20 protein-coding genes and 1 tRNA gene are annotated in these 19,013 nt (G+C 43.2%); 11 read left to right on the forward strand and 10 right to left on the reverse strand.

Translation table 11 applies throughout. The annotated features are described in order from the left end of the window. Positions 1–36: 36 nt before the first annotated feature. Both MHN09_RS11555 and MHN09_RS11560 read right to left on the reverse strand, forming a co-directional pair. On the reverse strand, positions 37–186 hold the full coding sequence (locus MHN09_RS11555; RefSeq protein ID WP_239218244.1) for a hypothetical protein: 150 nt from the start codon (positions 184–186) through the stop codon (positions 37–39). A gap of 14 nt (positions 187–200) precedes the next feature. After that, positions 201–1,136, reverse strand: coding sequence for a PD-(D/E)XK nuclease family protein (locus tag MHN09_RS11560; protein ID WP_239218246.1), 936 nt, complete (start codon positions 1,134–1,136; stop codon positions 201–203). Between the two features lie 8 nt (positions 1,137–1,144). Between MHN09_RS11560 and MHN09_RS11565 the strand changes: the two genes are divergently transcribed. After that, positions 1,145–2,125: an IS5 family transposase gene (locus MHN09_RS11565; protein WP_230237739.1), complete on the forward strand. Its 981-nt coding sequence runs from the start codon at positions 1,145–1,147 to the stop codon at positions 2,123–2,125. A gap of 268 nt (positions 2,126–2,393) precedes the next feature. Further along, positions 2,394–3,380 carry a WYL domain-containing protein gene (locus MHN09_RS11570; protein WP_187447301.1) on the forward strand — a complete coding sequence of 329 codons (987 nt, stop codon included), beginning with the start codon at positions 2,394–2,396 and terminating at the stop codon, positions 3,378–3,380. A 624-nt stretch (positions 3,381–4,004) separates the two neighbouring features. Here MHN09_RS11570 and MHN09_RS11575 read toward each other — a convergent pair. The 3 genes from MHN09_RS11575 to MHN09_RS11585 form a co-directional block, all read right to left on the reverse strand. Further along, a tRNA-Val gene (locus MHN09_RS11575) sits at positions 4,005–4,081 on the reverse strand. Positions 4,082–4,239: 158 nt separating this feature from the next. Continuing rightward, positions 4,240–5,316, reverse strand: a complete 1,077-nt coding sequence (locus tag MHN09_RS11580) for a patatin-like phospholipase family protein (RefSeq protein ID WP_239240809.1) — start codon at positions 5,314–5,316, stop codon at positions 4,240–4,242. 196 nt (positions 5,317–5,512) lie between these two features. Continuing rightward, positions 5,513–5,941 carry a MarR family transcriptional regulator gene (locus MHN09_RS11585; protein WP_014976177.1) on the reverse strand — a complete coding sequence of 143 codons (429 nt, stop codon included), beginning with the start codon at positions 5,939–5,941 and terminating at the stop codon, positions 5,513–5,515. A gap of 397 nt (positions 5,942–6,338) precedes the next feature. Between MHN09_RS11585 and hmgA the strand changes: the two genes are divergently transcribed. After that, positions 6,339–7,634: a homogentisate 1,2-dioxygenase gene (gene hmgA, locus MHN09_RS11590; RefSeq protein WP_075176321.1), complete on the forward strand. Its 1,296-nt coding sequence runs from the start codon at positions 6,339–6,341 to the stop codon at positions 7,632–7,634. Between the two features lie 292 nt (positions 7,635–7,926). Beyond that, the gene (gene hppD, locus MHN09_RS11595; RefSeq protein ID WP_014949049.1) at positions 7,927–9,000 is read left to right on the forward strand and encodes a 4-hydroxyphenylpyruvate dioxygenase; all 1,074 of its coding nucleotides are present in this window, start codon (positions 7,927–7,929) and stop codon (positions 8,998–9,000) included. A gap of 37 nt (positions 9,001–9,037) precedes the next feature. Here hppD and MHN09_RS11600 read toward each other — a convergent pair whose 3' ends face one another. Further along, positions 9,038–9,403: a VOC family protein gene (locus MHN09_RS11600; RefSeq protein ID WP_014976174.1), complete on the reverse strand. Its 366-nt coding sequence runs from the start codon at positions 9,401–9,403 to the stop codon at positions 9,038–9,040. Between the two features lie 633 nt (positions 9,404–10,036). On the opposite strand from MHN09_RS11600, the gene MHN09_RS11605 reads away from it, so the two are divergent. The 7 genes from MHN09_RS11605 to MHN09_RS11635 all read left to right on the forward strand — a co-directional run bounded on the left by MHN09_RS11605 (position 10,037) and on the right by MHN09_RS11635 (position 15,052). Next, on the forward strand, positions 10,037–10,426 hold the full coding sequence (locus MHN09_RS11605; RefSeq protein ID WP_014949047.1) for an ACT domain-containing protein: 390 nt from the start codon (positions 10,037–10,039) through the stop codon (positions 10,424–10,426). Positions 10,427–10,430: 4 nt separating this feature from the next. Beyond that, positions 10,431–10,931, forward strand: a complete 501-nt coding sequence (locus tag MHN09_RS11610; RefSeq protein ID WP_239240812.1) for a PTS glucose transporter subunit IIA — start codon at positions 10,431–10,433, stop codon at positions 10,929–10,931. A 257-nt stretch (positions 10,932–11,188) separates the two neighbouring features. Beyond that, on the forward strand, positions 11,189–11,536 hold the full coding sequence (locus MHN09_RS11615) for an ArsC family reductase (protein WP_014949045.1): 348 nt from the start codon (positions 11,189–11,191) through the stop codon (positions 11,534–11,536). Further along, complete coding sequence (gene dapE / locus MHN09_RS11620) at positions 11,530–12,666, forward strand: succinyl-diaminopimelate desuccinylase (protein WP_239240815.1); 1,137 nt, start codon at positions 11,530–11,532, stop codon at positions 12,664–12,666. The genes MHN09_RS11615 and dapE overlap by 7 nt, the downstream gene beginning before the upstream one ends. A 9-nt stretch (positions 12,667–12,675) precedes the next feature. Continuing rightward, positions 12,676–13,362 (forward strand): M15 family metallopeptidase, encoded by a 687-nt coding sequence (locus MHN09_RS11625; protein WP_239240818.1) that lies wholly within the window; start codon positions 12,676–12,678, stop codon positions 13,360–13,362. A 14-nt stretch (positions 13,363–13,376) separates the two neighbouring features. Next, positions 13,377–13,586: a DUF2897 family protein gene (locus tag MHN09_RS11630; RefSeq protein ID WP_014949042.1), complete on the forward strand. Its 210-nt coding sequence runs from the start codon at positions 13,377–13,379 to the stop codon at positions 13,584–13,586. Between the two features lie 206 nt (positions 13,587–13,792). Then, the gene (locus tag MHN09_RS11635; protein WP_239240821.1) at positions 13,793–15,052 is read left to right on the forward strand and encodes a dicarboxylate/amino acid:cation symporter; all 1,260 of its coding nucleotides are present in this window, start codon (positions 13,793–13,795) and stop codon (positions 15,050–15,052) included. 421 nt (positions 15,053–15,473) lie between these two features. On the opposite strand, the gene MHN09_RS11640 is transcribed toward MHN09_RS11635, so the two are convergent. The 4 genes from MHN09_RS11640 to MHN09_RS11655 form a co-directional block, all read right to left on the reverse strand. After that, entirely contained in the window at positions 15,474–15,800 is a 327-nt protein-coding gene (locus MHN09_RS11640; protein ID WP_014949040.1) for a heavy metal-binding domain-containing protein, read from the reverse strand. 56 nt (positions 15,801–15,856) lie between these two features. Next, positions 15,857–16,267, reverse strand: coding sequence for an HIT domain-containing protein (locus MHN09_RS11645; RefSeq protein ID WP_014949039.1), 411 nt, complete (start codon positions 16,265–16,267; stop codon positions 15,857–15,859). Further along, on the reverse strand, positions 16,260–17,291 hold the full coding sequence (gene astE, locus MHN09_RS11650; RefSeq protein ID WP_101564059.1) for a succinylglutamate desuccinylase: 1,032 nt from the start codon (positions 17,289–17,291) through the stop codon (positions 16,260–16,262). Before astE ends, MHN09_RS11645 begins: the two co-directional genes overlap by 8 nt. Positions 17,292–17,436: 145 nt before the next feature. Continuing rightward, a complete protein-coding gene (locus MHN09_RS11655) occupies positions 17,437–18,741 on the reverse strand; it encodes a bifunctional diguanylate cyclase/phosphodiesterase (RefSeq protein WP_039230212.1) in 1,305 nt (434 codons plus the stop codon). Positions 18,742–19,013: the final 272 nt, after the last annotated feature.

A 19,013-nucleotide genomic window follows, 5' to 3' on the forward strand; every position in this document is an offset into this window, starting at 1 on the left:
ATTTTTGATCGGATAACGCCGAAATAGGCGATCGGATTAGACCGAAATCAGTGATCGGATTGAACCGAAATGGGTGATCGGAATGGGCCGGAACATGCAAACGGTATTAAATCCAAAACCTGAAAACACTTTGCCCAGCTCTTCAACATTGTCATAGTCAATATCACTGCTAGTTAATATTTTCATGCGTTACTCCTTGTCTATTTTTTTATTTCTATTAAACCATCCTCATGGGCTTTATTTATAAACGTTTTAAGCGCTTCCTCAACTACTTTGACAGTGGAGTTAGAAAAAGCTTTTAAAATCTTTTCAATTGAAACTTCCAATTTTTCTGCATTTTGAAGGTCCTCTTCATCTTTTAATGTGGATTTTAGATTCTTATCATTTAAAAATTTAGAGTACTTCGCATTTTCTTCTTTTGCATTTTTATTAAACTTAATTATTTTACTATTAAGTCCCTCTAATGATTCGATTAATAGTGCTCTCAACTTATAATTAGACAATGGGCCTACTTCTGCATATAACTTTAGTGTTTGACCTTGAATTGCAATCCAGCAAATTAAAGGGTAACCAGCCCACCACTTCTCGCACCCAGCCCAACAGTAAAATTCTGCCTTTTCGAGTTCATTCAACCAACTCTCAGGCAAAAATGAAAAATTTGTTGGTGTGTCATTAAAATATCTAAATTTAATGCCTTCTTTAATAAATATCTCGCCTTCTGATTTCAAAGATTGTGAAACAAACTGAAACTCGGTTGATTTGCCATTTTCATAAATAAAATCGATTGCCGCTTTATGCTCACGATACATTTTTATTGCCAAATTTTTCATATTAATACTTTCTTCATTCATCCCTGTTATCCTTCCTAAGGTGTCTTTGTAGTGTTCTATAAATGTATAAACTTTGGAGGAGATTACATCTGCATGATGCTCTAGTAATAAACCAATTAACTCAAAGCAAGCGGCATAATTTAAAGTTGAATAGCTTTGTTCCTCTGGCTCTTCTTCATTTAAGGTTAGAAATATACCGATTACGTCATATTCATCGAAACGCTCTTCAACATCTTCCCTATATTTAGGGAAGATGCGAATAAGTCCCCGATGTGAGATCATAGCTGCATAGTAAATCACAGCCATTACCGCCCATGAGCCAACAGTTAACTTTTGCCGATAGTGAGTTTTCCAGCAAGCGCCGCCAGACTCGTAAAGAGATATTCTTATCCAGAATGGATAAACTGCTGCCGTGGCCTCAACTGCTGGAAGTGATTGAACCCTTTTATCCTAAAGCTGGCAATGGTAGACGTCCGTACGCGCTTGAGACCATGTTTCGCATTCATTGTATGCAGCAATGGTATAGCCTCGGTGATGAAGCCATGGAAGATGCGTTATATGAAATTGCCTCGATGCGTCAGTTTGTGCAACTGTCATTGGATAAAGCCATTCCAGACCGCACTACCATTATGAACTTTCGGCACTTGCTGGAAAAGCACAAGCTGACTCGCAAATTATTCAAAACGGTCAACCAATGGCTGTCTGACTGCGGTGTGATGATGACGCAGGGTACACTTGTGGATGCGACGATTATTGAAGCACCCAGCTCCACTAAAAACAAAAAGAATGAACGAGACCCTGATATGCATCAGACCAAGAAAGGCAATGAATGGCACTTCGGTATGAAAGCCCATATTGGTGTGGATGCCAAGAGTGGCCTCACCCATACGCTGGTGACCACCGCCGCAAACGAGCATGACCTGAACCAGTTGAAGAACCTGTTGCATGGCGAAGAAGAATTCGTTTCCGGCGATGCCGGTTATCAGGGCGCTTCGATGCGGGAAGAGTTGCAAGATACGAATGTGGAATGGCTGATTGCTGAACGCCCCGGAAAAGTCCGGGCACTGAAAAAGCATCCTCGCAAAAACAAAACGGCCATTAACATCGAATACTTAAAAGCCAGCATCAGAGCAAAAGTGGAGCATCCGTTTCGGATCATCAAATGTCAGTTTGGCTTTATCAAAGCACGTTATAAAGGGCTGATGAAAAATGACTCACAGTTAGCCATGTTATTCACCTTAGCGAACCTGTTTAAAGTAGACCAGATGTTAAGGCGACAGCCAAGATCTATCTGAAATCCGGGAATAACCCGGAATAAGGCCGAAATCAGGCCTAAAACGGCAGTATATTTGCCGAAATTGAAATTTTAGCGTTCAAAAATTAGACGGTAAGTGCAAAGGCTGGTTCAAGAACTAAATTGCAGGACTTATTCGCAGTTTCCTTAAAGTAAATTCATAAAACCATTATATTGCGACAAAATAAGTCGCCAGTTAAAGTGAAGCAATGACTTATTTTGTCGCAATAGTCATTTGTTGTGTGCAGAAAGCAATTTAAGAATTAATTATGCCAGCAAGAAAAGTGAAATCGTTAACTAGAACTCTAGCCATGCTTAAGTGTATTCCTGTCGCGCCTAAGTTCTTAACTACTAATCAAATACACAGACATTTGTTAAGTATCGATCCTGATGTCAGTCTAAGAACTGTCCAACGTGATTTAATTGAGTTATCGGATATTATGGGCTTAACTTTTGGAGAGTCACCAGAAGGTTACAAATGGTCTTTTGCTTTTGATTCTCCCAACCAGTTCATTCCAGCAATTTCTAGGGAGGAAGCGCTATCTTTAAAACTGGTGAAGGAACACCTTAAGCTATACTTGCCTAGTCACGTCTATAACCGTCTGACAGCGCTATTCAAGAAGTCAGACGACGTTTTAAAAAAATCATCAGAGACAAAAGATTGGCTTAATTTAGTGCAACCAATGCCACAGGCGTTATCGTTTAAGCCGACGAATGTAAAACAAGAGTTTATTGATAGCATTTATCAAGGTCTGTTAACAAAATCTTGGCTGAAAATTCAATATGATACGAAGAACAAAACCTATAAGATAAAACCATTAGGTGTGATAATTCGTGATTCAAAGCTTGTTTTGGTTTGTCAGTATGACGGCTTTGATAATATGCGAAACCTATTAGTGCATAGATTGAAATCTGTAGAAATATTAAGTCAAACATATCAGTCTGACTTCTCTTTAAAAGCCTATATTGCCAACCAAGCCGCTGGCGTTTTACTGAAACAAGAAAAGATTGAATTAACGTTTGAAGCTAAAGGCTACGTCAAAAATTTATTAAACGATAGCGAACTCAATGAAAGTCAGGAAGTATCCTTGTTATCCGATGGCTGGGTTTCGGTTAAAGTCTCTGTGCCACACACCGTCGAGCTAGAAAATTGGATACTTAGCCAATTGCATGAAATACGATTACTAGGCCCTGACTTCATAAAACAACGCGTACTGGACAAAGCGAAACAAGGGTTAGAGCTAAATAATATCTAAGTGTCATATTTTATCGTTTCGATACTCTACTATTTTACCGTTATTAGAGCGTTTTGGTCTTTGCAAATTAAAAGGTCAACACCATGAAAATTAATATAATTCTTTTCGCCAAAACCAACCAATACCGAAGTCAAAATGCAGAGACTTGTCCAAGGAATTCGGTGATTGGAGTGCTATATTTAGGCGATTCAATCTCTGGTCAAATGTAGCTGTACTTGCAAACTTGTCTAAATCCTTTAGCCAAGAAAGTGACACGTTATTGCAGTTTATTGAAGCTTCTATTTAAAAAAATGGCATTGCATTATTTGTTGTGTGGTTGTGCGAAACAGAATGGAAAATATTCTAGAGTTACTTTGTTTATTACAAAATGCCGTAAGAGGAAATCTCAATTTCTTCAACGATAAATAACAAGGGGTGGAAACAAAATTTGGTCACGAGTGGTCACGAATTGTGACCACTCGTGACCATCCTGACAAAATTCATCTATTCTCAAAGGAAAAAATAAAGGGAGGCGGAAGCTTTGAAAAAACTGCATAGAACTAATTAATCTATTGCCATCAATGACTTAATAGAATGAAAAATTTTTAAAATGGCAATTAATGTAGTTTTCAGGATAAAAATTAATGGTGCGTCTACCCTGATTCGAACAGGGGACCTCTACCATGTCAAGGTAGCGCTCTAACCAACTGAGCTATAGACGCATATAGAATTTTGTTGCACCTGATAGGTGGGCGAATGCCAAGCAACGGCGCGTATAATACTTAGCACGAGCGTTGCCTGCAAGGAAAACTTATCAAATGACGATTCAAGTGACTAATTTGACAGCAATTAGCCACTTTCTTCAACAATTGCGATTAACTTAAATCATTTTAAATGGAAGCGGCTTGATAGCGTCTACTAAAGATCCGTCGTTAACAGCACGCATAAAATACTCCCCCAATCTGTCGGTTTCTTTTAAAACCGTTTGCCAATATTTGATGCGTGTATCTGCATCGAGCACCTCGAAATCTTTTCTGTCGGGGATTTTGCTATAAGGTAAGTTCGCCACAAACGATGCCGAAGGCACTAGCATTACAACGTTATCATAGCTTGACCGATGAGGCACCCTGCCCTTCAAGCCCTTATCGAACCAGCCTGGAATGGGCTTGTCGTAAAAATGCGGATATAACACTAAGCCATCGTCTGGCCCAAAGGACAAATCGAAGTGGTAGTCAATAATACCGCCATCTCGATACATTCCAGCTGGCGCACCTTCAATTTGCTGTACGCCCTCAATAACAACAGGAATAGAACCAGACGCTAGCAGCGCGGTATGAATATTTCCATGCGTTAATGCATGGTACTGAGTAGGCAGTTGATACGGGTCGTTTATCGCAAACTCCGTACCCGGCGTTGAGAACACGTAGCGTGTATATAAACGTGAAAGGTGTCGTCGGTTCACTGTATTGGCCGCTGCACTCATCGCCAAGCCCGAAAGTTGCCTAAACTTACTTTCAAAACGAGTAGCACCTAAACATTTAGCAACGATCAGGTGAGCTTTAAAGCGGGAGTTAGACAGCACTTCTTGCTTACCTGCTTCATCCACCATTTCTTTCAGCAGGTCTTCAGCTTTAGCCGTAATTTCTCTAGGCGTAGGCTTATCACTGCTATAGGTCGTTGTTGAATAAGAAGAGGCTAGACGATTTATGGCTGCTAGGGGATCATTTTGAACAGCGCAAATGGTACGAAACGCACCTGCTGAAGAGCCAATCACGTGAATTTGATGCTTAACGTTGGCAAACCACTCAGGGAACAGTACGCGATCTAGACCAGCCAGAGAAAACCATTTCGGGCCGCCAGATGCCCCCAGAAAATAGCTAAATAACTCAGGCGTAAATCCGTTTTTCATTATGGATTCACGTGCTTTTTTACCTGCGTATATTTCTAAGGGTGCCACTCAATGTCCTCGCTGTGCGCCGAATAGAAGCGCTTGATAAATATTTAGGGGGTAGCAAGCCATGACTAATAAATCCAATAACTTACCCATTTAATTAGTTTCGGGGGAATTTAACAGTTAAAGGCGCGAAAGTAACCTTTATAGCAATGCCCTCACATCTGCTCAGACCAGACTTTTCAACGACTTCACCCGAATCTTAAGGCGTTAGTGCATCTATCACTTTTACAAATATTCGATACTCATCTTCAGTGATATTTTCCAAACGCTTATTTTGCCAAGCCACAATTTTAGGCAACAGCGCCCGATAGATTCGCTCTCCTTCCACTGACAATGAAATTAATGTGGCCCGTTTATCTCGCTTGCTCACACGCTTAACGATAGCATCTCGCTTAACCAATCGCTCCAGCGCTCGCGAAACCTGCACTTTATCTAGTCGTGTTGCAATAGCGATTTCTTTTGCCGTTAGCAGTGATTTTGGCGAGCTTTCATTTCGGCCGCCTAATGTGGCTAAAATTCGCCACTCTGGTTTAGTAAGTTTATATTCTGCATATTCTTTTGAGAGCGATTCACTTAAATCGCTCGCAAGCATGGCTACCTTGTAGGCAAGCATATCTTCTAGCTGCATTTTTTAAGCCCTTTTCACTGCATTACTCTTGCTATTTTTACTTCTGTGACCGCCCTGAAAGCCATGGTTGTTTTTCATTTACCTTAGGCGTTACTTATACCCACAGTGTCGCTACCATCGGTCGAGCGTTCAGGCGCGTTCAACATTAACCCAGGTAACTCTCACAGCTAATATCGTGCATTAAAAAACACGCAATACGTGTAACCTTGTAATGGGCATCACATAAAAGGTGTAAAGCTAGCGTACCAAATGACGTTGGTTCTATTCCCTCTACTCGCCCATCGCCATTGATTTACATTTCATTTACCTCTAGCCTAAATCACATAGTTTCATTTGTAACTACTTTATTTTGCATTCATCTGTACAGCCACATCGATGGCCGCCTGTGGGAGGGTTTATGGATAATTTGTCGTATTTAACGGGTTTTAATAACGAGCACGAGACAGAGGCACTGCCGGGTGCCCTTCCTAAAGGCCAGTTCAGCCCACAAAAAGTGAATTATAAACTTTACGCTGAACAGTTTAGCAGTACAGCATTTACTGCCCCACGAGCAGAAAACCGCCGCAGCTGGACCTATCGTTTACGCCCCTCTATTGCCATGGGCGACTTTGAAAAAATTGATAACGGCCTGGTAAAAACAGCACCTGAGTCTGATGTCCATTGCCCTCCGAATGTACTTAGGTGGGACCCTGTTCCCTTACCAGACAAAGACGTTGATTTTGTAGACTCGCTTGTAACCATCGCCACTAACGGTGACGCTAAAGCCCAAGTAGGTATGGGCATTCACTGCTACAGTGCCAGTGCTAATATGCAAAATCGTGTTTTCTACTCATCAGACGGAGAAATGCTTATTGTCCCCCAGCTAGGTGACATGCTGATCACCACCGAGTTTGGTAGACTCAACTTGTCTGTAGGTGAAATAGCCGTTATTCCTCGTGGCGTTCGTTTTTCGGTTAACCCTATTAATGGGCCAATTCGCGGATATATATGCGAAAACTACGGTCATCCTTTTGTGCTGCCAGAGCGCGGCCCGGTAGGCGCGAATGGCTACGCGAACCAGCGTGATTTTTGCTATCCCACGGCCTGGTTTGAAGATAATGAGACGCCTCACACTTTGGTAAACAAGTTCTGTGGAAATTTGTTCGAAGCAAAACTCGATCACTCTCCCTTTGATGTGGTGGCTTGGGTAGGTAACTCTGCCCCTTATAAATATGATTTGTCCCGTTTCAACGTTATGAACACCGTAAGTTTTGACCACCCGGATCCGTCTATATTTACCGTGCTTACCTCACCATCTGAGCTGGAAGGTACGGCGAACGTTGACTTCGTTATTTTCCCTCCAAGGTGGATGGTTGCTGAAAATACTTTTCGCCCGCCGTATTACCACAGAAATATTATGAGCGAGTTTATGGGGCTAATTGAGGGGATGTACGACGCCAAAGAACACGGTTTTGTGCCCGGCGGCATGAGCCTTCACAACTGTATGACTCCCCATGGCCCAGAAGCTGAAGTATTTGAAAAAGCCTCGAACGCCGAGCTTTCACCACAGCGTTATGAAAACACGCTGGCGTTTATGTTTGAATCTCGCTATGCCATTGCGCCAACGGAGTTCGCTTTAAACAGTGATATTCGTCAACGAGATTATTTGGCGTGCTGGAAAGGCCTTAAAAAGTACTACGATGGTGAAAAATAAGCGCCCTGAGATTAGTAACGTTACACGTCCTGATACCCAAACAAGCAGTTGTACTGATTTTTGAACACTACCGACAAGCATCACTTTTGCTTAATCGCATTTATTTTCAAACAGTTAGGGGAAGTTAGCTTTCCCTAATTCAGCATCTCATTCACGGGTGAAAACAAAACGTTACAGCTTTGCTTTCCATGCCCAAAATCCTTGAACTCGACACCTATTGCTTGCTTTTTCACTGCGCCCTTACAATCAGGTAACAATTATAAAATGTGATTTACGTTGAGGATGTATCGCTATGGCTGATTTGTTTGAAAACCCTATTGGTTTAGACGGGTTTGAATTTTTAGAGTTCACTGCGCCTAAAAAGGGCATGTTGGAACCCATTTTTGAAGCTATGGGCTTTACCCTTGTTGCTCGCCACAAATCAAAAGACGTGGAATTATGGCGTCAAGGCGACATCAATTTATTAAGTAACTACGAAAAGAAATGTCATGCAGCCTATTATGCCGAAGAACACGGTCCATCAGCGTGCGGTATGGCATTCCGCGTTAAAGATTCACAGCACGCATATAAAGAAGTGCTTGCCCGCGGTGCTCAGCCTATGGATACCCATACCGGTCCAATGGAACTGAAACTCCCTGCTATTAAAGGTATTGGCGGTGCGATGCTTTACCTTATAGACCGTTATGAAGGCGAAAATACCATTTACGACATCGACTTCAATTGGATTGAAGGCGTTGATCGCCATCCTGAAGGATGTGGCTTCCATACGCTCGATCACCTCACCCATAACGTGTACCGCGGCCGCATGAATTTCTGGGCAGGGTTCTACGAAAAGCTATTCAACTTTAAAGAAATTCGCTATTTCGATATTAAAGGTGAATACACGGGTCTATTATCGAAAGCAATGACGGCGCCAGACGGTAAAATTCGCATACCGCTAAATGAAGAGGCGGTTGGCGGTGGTGGCCAAATTGAAGAGTTCTTAATGAAGTACAATGGTGAAGGTATTCAGCATATCGCTTTCGCTTGTGACGACCTAGTGGCGTGTTTAGACAAGCTTAAAGCGAAAGGCATGAAGTTTATGACGCCTCCACCAAATACCTACTACGATATGCTTGAAGAACGTCTTCCTGGGCACGGCGAAAACGTAGATGAGCTACAAAAGCGCGGTATTCTATTGGACGGCACAACGGAAAATGGTGAGCCTCGCCTACTGCTTCAGATATTTTCTGAAACCGTTTTCGGCCCAGTGTTCTTTGAATTTATCCAACGCAAACAAGACGAAGGTTTCGGCGAGGGTAACTTCAAGGCACTATTTGAGTCGATTGAACGCGATCAGGTAAATCGAGGCGTGCTAAACAAGTAATTCGATAGCTAACACAATACTAGGGCAGCAAGTCTCATTACTTGCTGCCTTTTTCATAAAGCGCGCACGCAGCGCCGCTTGGGTCAATGATGACACAAAAGCTGTCTTTTCCGTGATGACGTATATCACCCGCCTGTTTTCCACCTTTGGAAGTAACTTCTTTCAACGCAGCATCTAGATTTTCTACGGTAAAGTAATTAATCCATCCGCTTGGGTACTGCGCGTTTACACCCTGCTTATGACAAATGCCGCCCACAGGTGTGCCGTCGGCCTTCATCATGACATAATCATTGTAGCCGCCCATATCTATGGGCTCTTTCTTCCATCCCATCACCGCTTCATAAAAGCTGACAAGTTCGTCTGCGTTTTCTACCGTAATATCGCACCATGAAGAATCTGACATTGTCTTTCCCTCTGTTTTTTGTTTAGGGCTGTTGTTTTGTTAGGGCTCTATTTATGGTTGAGGCATTTGTTCTAGTCAGCGCTCTTGTTCTGGTTAGAGATCAAATACCCAGTAATCTACATAACTGATAAGCGCAATGCCCCATTGCTTCAATAAGCAAAACCCAAGACTAAATTAACTACTAACAGTAGTACCTTACTGAATATTTGTTAACTAATAGATCATTCTAATGTACTGATGTTTTAAAGGTAAAAAGGCTAGAGTCTATTGACCTTTGCTGTACATCAAAGATCAACATGGCAAAAAGAGCTCGATCATTTGAATCTCGCGTTTTAGTAATACGCAAATTTCTGAAAAAAGCCATGGTTGTCAAGCTAAGAAATTGCAAAATTACAAAACATTTTTTATTTTAGTTGTAGACATGGCCTGTGGAAAATGCTTGTGAAATTGAGAATGTTATCCACTGAACATTGTTTGTACAGTTTATTTATCCCTTTAAATACATACACTTACAACAAAGCCCCAAACTACTCAACAAACTTATCCACAGATTAAGTGGATAACACGTAGCACTTAATCACAGTTAGTGGTTTAATGTGAATATCTTCGAAGTTATCTTTTTTTCGGTTTCTCATGCCCAAACAAACACTTTTAGTCAGAGAATCTTTGTTTACCATTCACAGCTTGGATCCTGAAACCAATATCCCCGCATCTGTACTTAATAGCCCTCTTTTTTTCTTAGGTAAAACAGAAGATGAACTATCTATTGTTGTGCCTGACTCGGTAGACGTACCGTCACTAGATAGTGATGAAGGTTGGCGTGCACTTGAACTGTTAGGGCCTTTGCACTTGTCCATGGTAGGGATCATGGCCCAAATCGGCCAAGTGTTAGCATCAGCAAAAGTGGCCATATTTGTGGTATCAACCTTCGACACTGACTTCTTTTTAGTAAAAGACAATAAACTAAAAGATGCCATTAGTGCGCTTAAGAAAGCTGGCTATTCGGTAAGTGAGGACGTCTAATACCGTGAATGCTAAGCAACTACAATACGCACCAGACAGTTTTACCAAGCAGTTTGTAACTTTAAGCCCATTTTCAGGGCAAGTGGTTTCACTCTCACACATTGACGATCCCTATTATAAAAGTGGCCTTATGGGGCCTGGTGCAGCAATAAGCTCAACATCAAATACTGTCTTATCGCCTTTCGCTGGTAAAGTATTGAGCGTTTCCCCGCTAGATTACGCTATCGACATACAGTCTAGCGCGGGCCTTAAATGCAAGATTAAATATGGTGGCGATACTAGTCATTTGCATGGCGCACAATTCGCCTGTTCTTTGAAGCGGGGCGATGAAATAAGACTTAAACAAGTACTTTTTACCGTGAATGCTGCATGGCTAAAGCAGCGCGGTGTTAGCAATGCCTGTTCAATGACGTTGCTTAATGCAAATGCGCTTATCGGCGTGGTGCCTACGCATCAAAAGTTTGTCGAAGCGGGCGAAGATACGTTGTTGACACTTTACCTCTAAGGCCTGTTGACCTAATTGTAAAACAGGCTTTCAGCCCTGAATGATTTACTATTAAAAATCATCGCAAGTGAGTTTATCAACGTATCAACAGCTTGTATGATGGAGCACATTGAAAAACAAAAATGTACAGGCGCACTGTTTTCGGGCTATTGCGGTTTTCTATTTTCTCTAGCTCTTCAAAACAACGCCACATAATGGCACTGTTCTAACCAGCGTCTTTCATTTACAAACAACAAAGTAGTACGGAATAAATCACCATGAGCACAATCCTTTATGGGATCCCAAACTGTGACACCATTAAAAAAGCAAAAAAATGGTTAGCAGACAACGATATCGCTTTCACATTTCACGATTACCGCAAGGACGGGATAGATAACGACTTTCTTGTACGCGCCGAGTCTGAGCTTGGCTGGGAAGCAATGCTCAACAAACGCGGCACGACCTTTCGCCAGCTAGAAGAGCAAGAGAAAGCGAATCTAGATAAAGATAAAGCACTGGCCCTGCTAGAGCTTCATCCTGCCATGGTTAAACGCCCTATCCTTGTTCATGACAACGCGTTTTATATTGGCTTCAAACCCGCGCAGTATGAGGAAATATTTTGCTAAACGACTCTGTTATTGAAATTGCGAAAGAATTAATAAACCGCCGTTCTGTAACGCCAGAAGACGCAGGTTGCCAAGAAGCCATGGGCGAGTTTTTAGGTGCTTTAGGGTTTAATAATGAAACCATGGTATTTGAAGACACGACGAACCTTTGGTCTCGCAGAGGTAAAGAAGGCCCGGTATTTTGTTTCGCAGGTCACACTGATGTAGTGCCTAGTGGCCCTGAGTCAGCATGGAAAACACCGCCATTTACCGCGACAGAAGTTGACGGCTATCTGCATGGGCGCGGCGCAGCTGACATGAAAGGCAGTCTTGCCGCTATGCTAGTAGCCACCCGCGAGTTTGTGAACAAATACCCTGATCACAAGGGAAGTATTGCGTACCTTATTACTAGCGACGAAGAAGGCCCTTTTATAAACGGTACCACCCGCGTTATTGATACCCTTGAAGCCCGTAACGAAAAAATTGATTGGTGTATTGTTGGCGAACCCTCTTCAACCGATGAAGTAGGCGATATCGTTAAGAATGGCCGTAGAGGTTCATTAACGGGTGATTTAATAGTAAAAGGTATCCAAGGCCATGTCGCCTACCCTCATTTAGCTAAAAACCCTGTTCACAGTGCAATGGCGGCCCTTGACGAGCTAGCTAAATCTCATTGGGATAACGGTAACGACTTTTTCCCTCCCACCAGCTTCCAGATATCAAACATTCACGCGGGTACAGGTGCGGGCAATGTGATCCCGGGCGAGATGCAGGTTTGCTTCAACTTCCGTTTTTCAACGGAAGTAACCGACCAAATTCTCATTGAGAGAGTCACGGCAATTTTGGAAGCCCACGAACTGGAGTACGAGATTAAATGGACGTTTAACGGTCAACCCTTTTTGACCGATACGGGTGCCCTGTTAGAAGCCACTCAAGGTGCAATAGCGGCGGTTAAAGGAACACCTACCGTGCTGTCTACTGCTGGCGGTACATCAGATGGTCGCTTTATCGCGCCAACAGGCGCACAAGTGATAGAGCTAGGCCCGGTGAATGCCACTATTCACAAAATTGACGAGTGCGTGAAAATGTCTGACCTTGAACAGCTTGCTGATATGTACTTCGGTATCTTAGAACGCTTGCTGGCTCAATAGCCGCTATTGATGGTTATGAATCAAGTGCCAGAAAAAGCGTGGTTAGGCCAGCACAACGACTATCTCGTTGATGCTGGCAACGGCCATAGACTGCATCGCGACGTGATATCGCCGTTTCTTGCCATGCAAGATGCTGCGCAAAAAGACGGTATAGACTTACAGTTGGTCAGTAGCTTTCGAGGCTTCGACAGGCAAACTGCCATTTTTAACCGCAAATGGGCAGGTCAAGCACAGCTTCTTGATACCAACGGTGATGGACTGCCATTCGAGGCACTAAGCGATAATGAAAAGCTTCATGCTATTTTGACATGGTCAGCACTTCCCGGCGGCAGTCGCCACCATTGGGGCACTGACATCGATGTGTACGACAGAGCTGCCGTGCATAACTGGGGGGGCAAGTTTAATCTTGTCGAAAGCGAATACCTTTCTGGCGGACCGTGCCATGCCCTTTCATGTTGGCTAGCTGACAATATGGAACAGTTTGGCTTTTATCGTCCTTTTTCTGTTAATAGGGGTGGCGTCGCAGTAGAGCCATGGCATTTAAGCTTTCGAAACACAGCGTGTGCTTTCGAAAATGCCAGGCACTTAGATGGCTTTACGAAAGCCATCGAACAAAGCGATATAGAAGGCAAAACATGTATTTTGCCACAGCTACCTAGCTTGTATAATCGCTACGTATTGAACAAAGGGCTGTAGCCTACGGAATTTTTATGAGTACTACCTGGGTCATTATCATTATTGTTTTAGTGTTGGGCGTTGTGATTGGGAATATCACGCTGCTTAAATACAGTGCTAGATTTAAATTTCCGACACCTTCTAAACCTTATGATGATAGTGACGACGATTCAAACAAGGACAGTGAAAGCGCGAATACATCCGTTAAAGACCAAGATAAAGACAGCAACACCCCAATGAAATAACCCTATTCTGATAGCGTCTGTCGCGGCATTTTAATCGAAGCCTAAGTAAAGCTTTTATAATTCGAGGCTTTTATAATTAGAGGCTTTTATAATCAAAAGCTTGTACCCATTGTTTATGCCGAAGCGGGCACTTCAGTATTAGGACTCTCAATTATTCATTCACAAATCACTTTTCACATTTAAACACACTCTAAGAGGTTCTAGACGTGTCTAAAAAACAATCCTTACTGGGCAATATCGGCGTACAAGTTGTCATTGCTATGATTATTGGCACCGCTGTTGGCGCCTTTATGGGTGAAAGCGCTGAAATGTTCGCACCACTAGGTGCCATTTTTATCAATTTAATTAAGATGCTGGTCATTCCACTGGTGGCAGTAGCGCTTATCTCTGGCGCTGCGGGGCTTGGCAACAGCACTAATGCAGGAAAAGTGGGGCTATCTACCCTTGCTTATTTTGCGTTAACGTCAGCACTTGCCGTAACACTGGCCCTCATTATGGGTGAAGTGTTTAAGCCAGGAATGGGTATCGACGTTTCAGCGGTAGAAGGTATGTTCTCTGGTGAATACGCCTCTAAAGGTGAGCTACCTTCATTTTGGGCTACTGTTACGGGTATGATCCCCACTAACGTATTTGCCTCGTTAACCAACGCGAACATTCTTCAAATTCTGGTGTTTTGCTTGTTCTTTGGCCTCGCCCTTTCTAATCAGCCTAAAAAGAACCGCGAGCCTATTTTAAATGGCGTGAACACTATCGTTGATGCCATGGTGTGGATGATCAACTGTGTGATGAAAATCGCGCCTATCGGCGTATTTGGTTTAATGGCAGAGGCAGTAGGAACATTTGGTTTTGCCGCGCTCATGGTGGTATTCAAACTCTTCTTGGTGTTTACTGCGGCAATTTTAGTATTTGGTTTTGTGGTTTACCCGCTTTTGGTACAGCTATTTACAAAAACGTCGGCTAAATCATTTCTCGTGGCTATGAAAAAGCCTCAGGCGGTTGCTCTTTCAACCGCGTCATCCATGGCGACACTGCCGGTCACTATGAATACAGTAGAGAATGAGCTAGGTGTCAGAAACGCAACGGCATCTTTTGTACTGCCGTTAGGCGCCACCATCAACATGAGCGGAAATGCCATTTATTATGGCTTGGTAGCGGTGTTTTTTGCGCAGCTTTTCAATATAGATTTATCAATGGGCGCTTATGTTGCCATCATCCTAACCTCTACCCTTGGCGCGGTTGGTCAAGCGGGCGTTCCTGGGCCATCATTCTTGGTCGTTGCCGTGTTGCTTGCTGCCGGTATTCCCATTGAAGGTTTACCCCTGCTATTTGCCTTGGACAGAATTTTCGACATGATCCGCACTGCGCTAAATATTACGGGTGATGCAGCATGCGCAGTTATCGTAGATACGATTGCCATTGATGCTGATGCTATTGAAGAGCAGCCAATAGAAAATACGGCCAAATAAAGCCTAGTCTTACAGATAGAAAAGGGCAGCAAAGCTTTTTGAAACGCTTAGGCTGCCCTTTTTTAAATGGATTGTGTCGCTTTTTGCTTATCGCTATTTTATACCAGTCTGCATAGATAATTACCCACTCAGCGAGACTTAAAATGTTCGTAATCGCGGCGTGTTACCGCAGGTATAGTGGTTCTACATTAAGGTGACACAACAAAGAGTACGGACATTTTAAACTCGCCCTTCGGGAAGGTCTGGCAAGCTTCCTAACTTCATTCTGGGAATTTGAAAGGGAACAGCCATTCCTGCATTCCCACGCTTCGCTAGGAAACTTGCCAGCACCTTCTGAGTGGGCAATTATATATGCGGATTGGTATTAATCGGCACTTAATTGATAAACGTTAATTCACCAAAGCATACGCCCTTCATAATCTTATAAAGGGGTTGTTTTCACAGCGGTACCGCTAATGCTCACCATAAGCATACTGCCTTTATCGCCAATCACTTGATAGTCTAAGTCGATGCCAACCACAGCATTTGCGCCCATGCTTCTGGCTTCATGCTCAAGCTCAGTAAACGCTAACTTACGTGCGGTGGTTAACTCTTCTTCATACGACCCAGAACGACCACCCACGATGTCGCGAATAGAAGCGAAAAGATCTTTAAATACGTTTGCGCCCATCACGGCCTCGCCCACAACAATACCGTAATAAGCTTCAATTTTATGCCCTTCAAGCGTTGGGGTAGTTGAAACAATCATGCGTAACTCCTTTTAATGTGAACTGTTTATTTGTCGCTATTAAGGGCGTGCGCCCTCTAGCTGTTGTTTTCAAACCACTGCTTAACAGACTTAACAAGTGCCTGAGCATCGTTAGTGTTATATGCCACTGCTGGCTGGTTGCCCCATACAGGTTTTGGCCACGCACAATCATTTTCAAAACGTGCGACGTGATGAACATGAAGCTGCCTTACCACATTGCCTAGTGCTGCCACATTAAGTTTAAGTGGTGAAAACAAGGACTGCATGGCTTTTGATGCCAATGCGGACTCTTTGAGTAAAGTAATCTGCTCTTCTTCAGACAAATCGATAATTTCCGCAATATCATTTTTCATTGGCACTAAAATGAGCCACGGAAACTGACTATCATTCATCAACAGTACACGACACAGCGAAAGATCACAGACAAAAAATGTATCATTGTGTAAACGGCTATCAAGTTTAAACATCTAGCTTATCCAACGTAGTAGGCACAACGGTTAACAAGGCGCGTTGCCCAATGGCCACTTTTGCATTCGGGAAAACAATGGCTTCACCGTCCTGCTCTGCTATGTACTCTTTACCCGGTTCAGAAGCCAATACCGTGCCTTTAGGGTAGTCAGTGAAGTTTGGCGTATCGTCATCGAAATGAAGCGTAAACTGTTCTTCGTTTCGGTTTATAACTTGGTTCACGCGATAAATATCAAGGTCATCCATATCAACCGTCGGCGCATACTCGGTTTGGGTAATTAGCTGCGTTATCGCTTGTTTCGCATCTTCAAATCGACGCATATCGTTTTGCCCAAATGGACGCACTTTGCCAAGTTCAACCGTAAACGCGTGCGCGTTGTATTGATATGACGAGAAATAGCTAAAGGTCGTTGTCGAGCTTTCCGACAGCAATATGGTTTTCACACCACACGCTGCGAGAAATGCCAGCTGCCCTTTGCTGTGTATTCTGTCATGAAGATAAGGATATACCGCAAACTTTTCATTTTTAGAGGCGCGAATTGCAGTGTGTAGGTCGTAGTGATATCGGGTGCCCTCACCCGCTTCAAAGAAAGACGCCACAGCATCTTCGAGCTGTTTAGCACGAACGCGCTCTGCGTTCACTAAACCTTCGCCCTTAGAGTGTGCACCGCTAAACAAGCGGTTCATGTTCTCTTCAACGAAGCGCTCTGCAATATCCATCGCTGGCAGGTTGCCAAATAAGAACAAAACATCATGTGCCAGCGTTATGTTCCCTGTAAGGATCCCCTTAACCAAATCATCACAGATTTCGATAGGTGCGGTTTCATTACCGTGCACACCACACGATAAAACAATGCGTTTATTAGGCTTGGAGGTTGGCTGAACTGAAAAACTAATAATGCCAGGTGCGGTAATATCGACGAGCGTACCATTAGCTAATGTAAATTGATGAGAGCGTTCAAATAATGCGGAATTACGGCGAGAAAGTGTTAAAAATTGGCCGCTTTCGATAAGTTCTTGCATAAGTGTGAGCTTTGTCTACGTTGTCTAATCTCGAATGCTTCCAGTGTACCCAGACAGGCCTTCAAAATCACGTTATCTCACTGTTTAATTCCCAGTAGCTGTAAGCATTGAACAACGGAACTACAGATTGCCGCACTTTCAGATACTACGCTTGAGCGCGTCTAGGCGAGTTGCCGATAATTATCTCTTGTTGGGTAAGCTGTACGAAATCATCGAATGGAATGGCGCGAGAGAACAGGTATCCCTGCCCTTGTGTCACCCCTATTTCTCTGAGTATGTGAAGCTGCTCTACGGTTTCTATGCCCTCGGCGACTACACAGCACTCTTTTGCATGCCCTATCACTTTCGCCGCTTCGATAATGGCGCGATTAACAGGGTGAGCTTCAAGTTCCATCACAAAAGACTTGTCGATTTTCAGCGCATCCAAATCCAGATCTCGAATATAAGCAAGATTTGAATACCCTTTACCAAAATCATCTACAGAAATAGATACGCCTAAGCTTCGCAGCTCATCTAACTGCTTTTTCACCATTAATGAATTAGACAATGCCACGTCCTCGGTAAGCTCCAGCTCAATTAACGAAAGCGGCATTGAATAGGTACGACTCAGCATCGTCAGGGTTGGAACTAACTGGTTGTCGTATAACTGTGTGGGAGAAATATTCACAGACAGCATTAAAGACCGCTTCATTAGGTCCAATTCCGAGAGCGCCCTAAAGGCTTGCTCAAGCGTCCAGTAGCCCAGTTCACTCATCATATTATACGACTCGGCCGCTTCGATTAGCGGACCTGGAAATAAGACGCCATCAAGAGGGTGATTCCAGCGAAGTAAGCACTCAGCCCCCACTACTTCTAGCGTTGTCAGATCGACTTTTGGTTGATAGTAAAGCTCGAGTTCATTTTGTGCTAATGCACGTTTTAAATCTGCCTTTAGCGCCAAACTTCTGCCCGTGTCGGTTTTGTCTGACTTAGTCAACGCGAAGTAATTTTCGTATTTGTTTTCTTTTGCTTGTTTTAAAGCCGTTTCCGCTCGGGAAACAAAGGAAGTGATATCAAAGTCATTCTTAATACTGCACACCACACCTACGTTAAAGTCTGCAATAAAAGCCGTACCATCGTAATGCATTGGCGTTTTGAAATGCTCGACTAAGCGTTCGAACATTTGTCGCATTACGGTTTCATTACTTTCATTGGGAAAAACGATGCCAAAAACATCACCACTGATACGGCCAATCGATACCGCAGTTCCAAATAGGAGTTGTATGCGGTTGGCTATTTCAAGTAAAAAGCGATCGCCTACATGAATGCCCAGACTGGTTGTCACATCAGAAAAACGCACTACATCGACCAGCATCAATGAAATAGAAGCACTGCGAGATGCTTGCTTCGAAATGCTATCGATAAACGCATAGCGATTGGGAATGGTTGCCAGTGATGTGTGTTGGCTCATGATGTTTTCCTTGAGCTTTACGCTTCGAGGTACTAAAAACAACTAGTTATATAAAACCATGGCGCTACGAAAGGCGCAACGACAGTAACGTATTATTTTGTATACCGTCTTATACTTTTGTACAACATTAGCCTAATATTGGACAAAAAACATGGCGGTAGTACTTATTTCTGGTGACGTTAAGAACAAACTGTGCCGTATTTTGAACCCAATACGAAACAATGAAGAAGTATTTAGAGGGTAATAAAAAACCCGGCGAGTGTACCACTGCC

The sequence above is a fragment of the Alteromonas sp. MmMcT2-5 genome, from assembly GCF_022348315.1.
Taxonomy (GTDB): Bacteria; Pseudomonadota; Gammaproteobacteria; order Enterobacterales; family Alteromonadaceae; genus Alteromonas; species Alteromonas macleodii.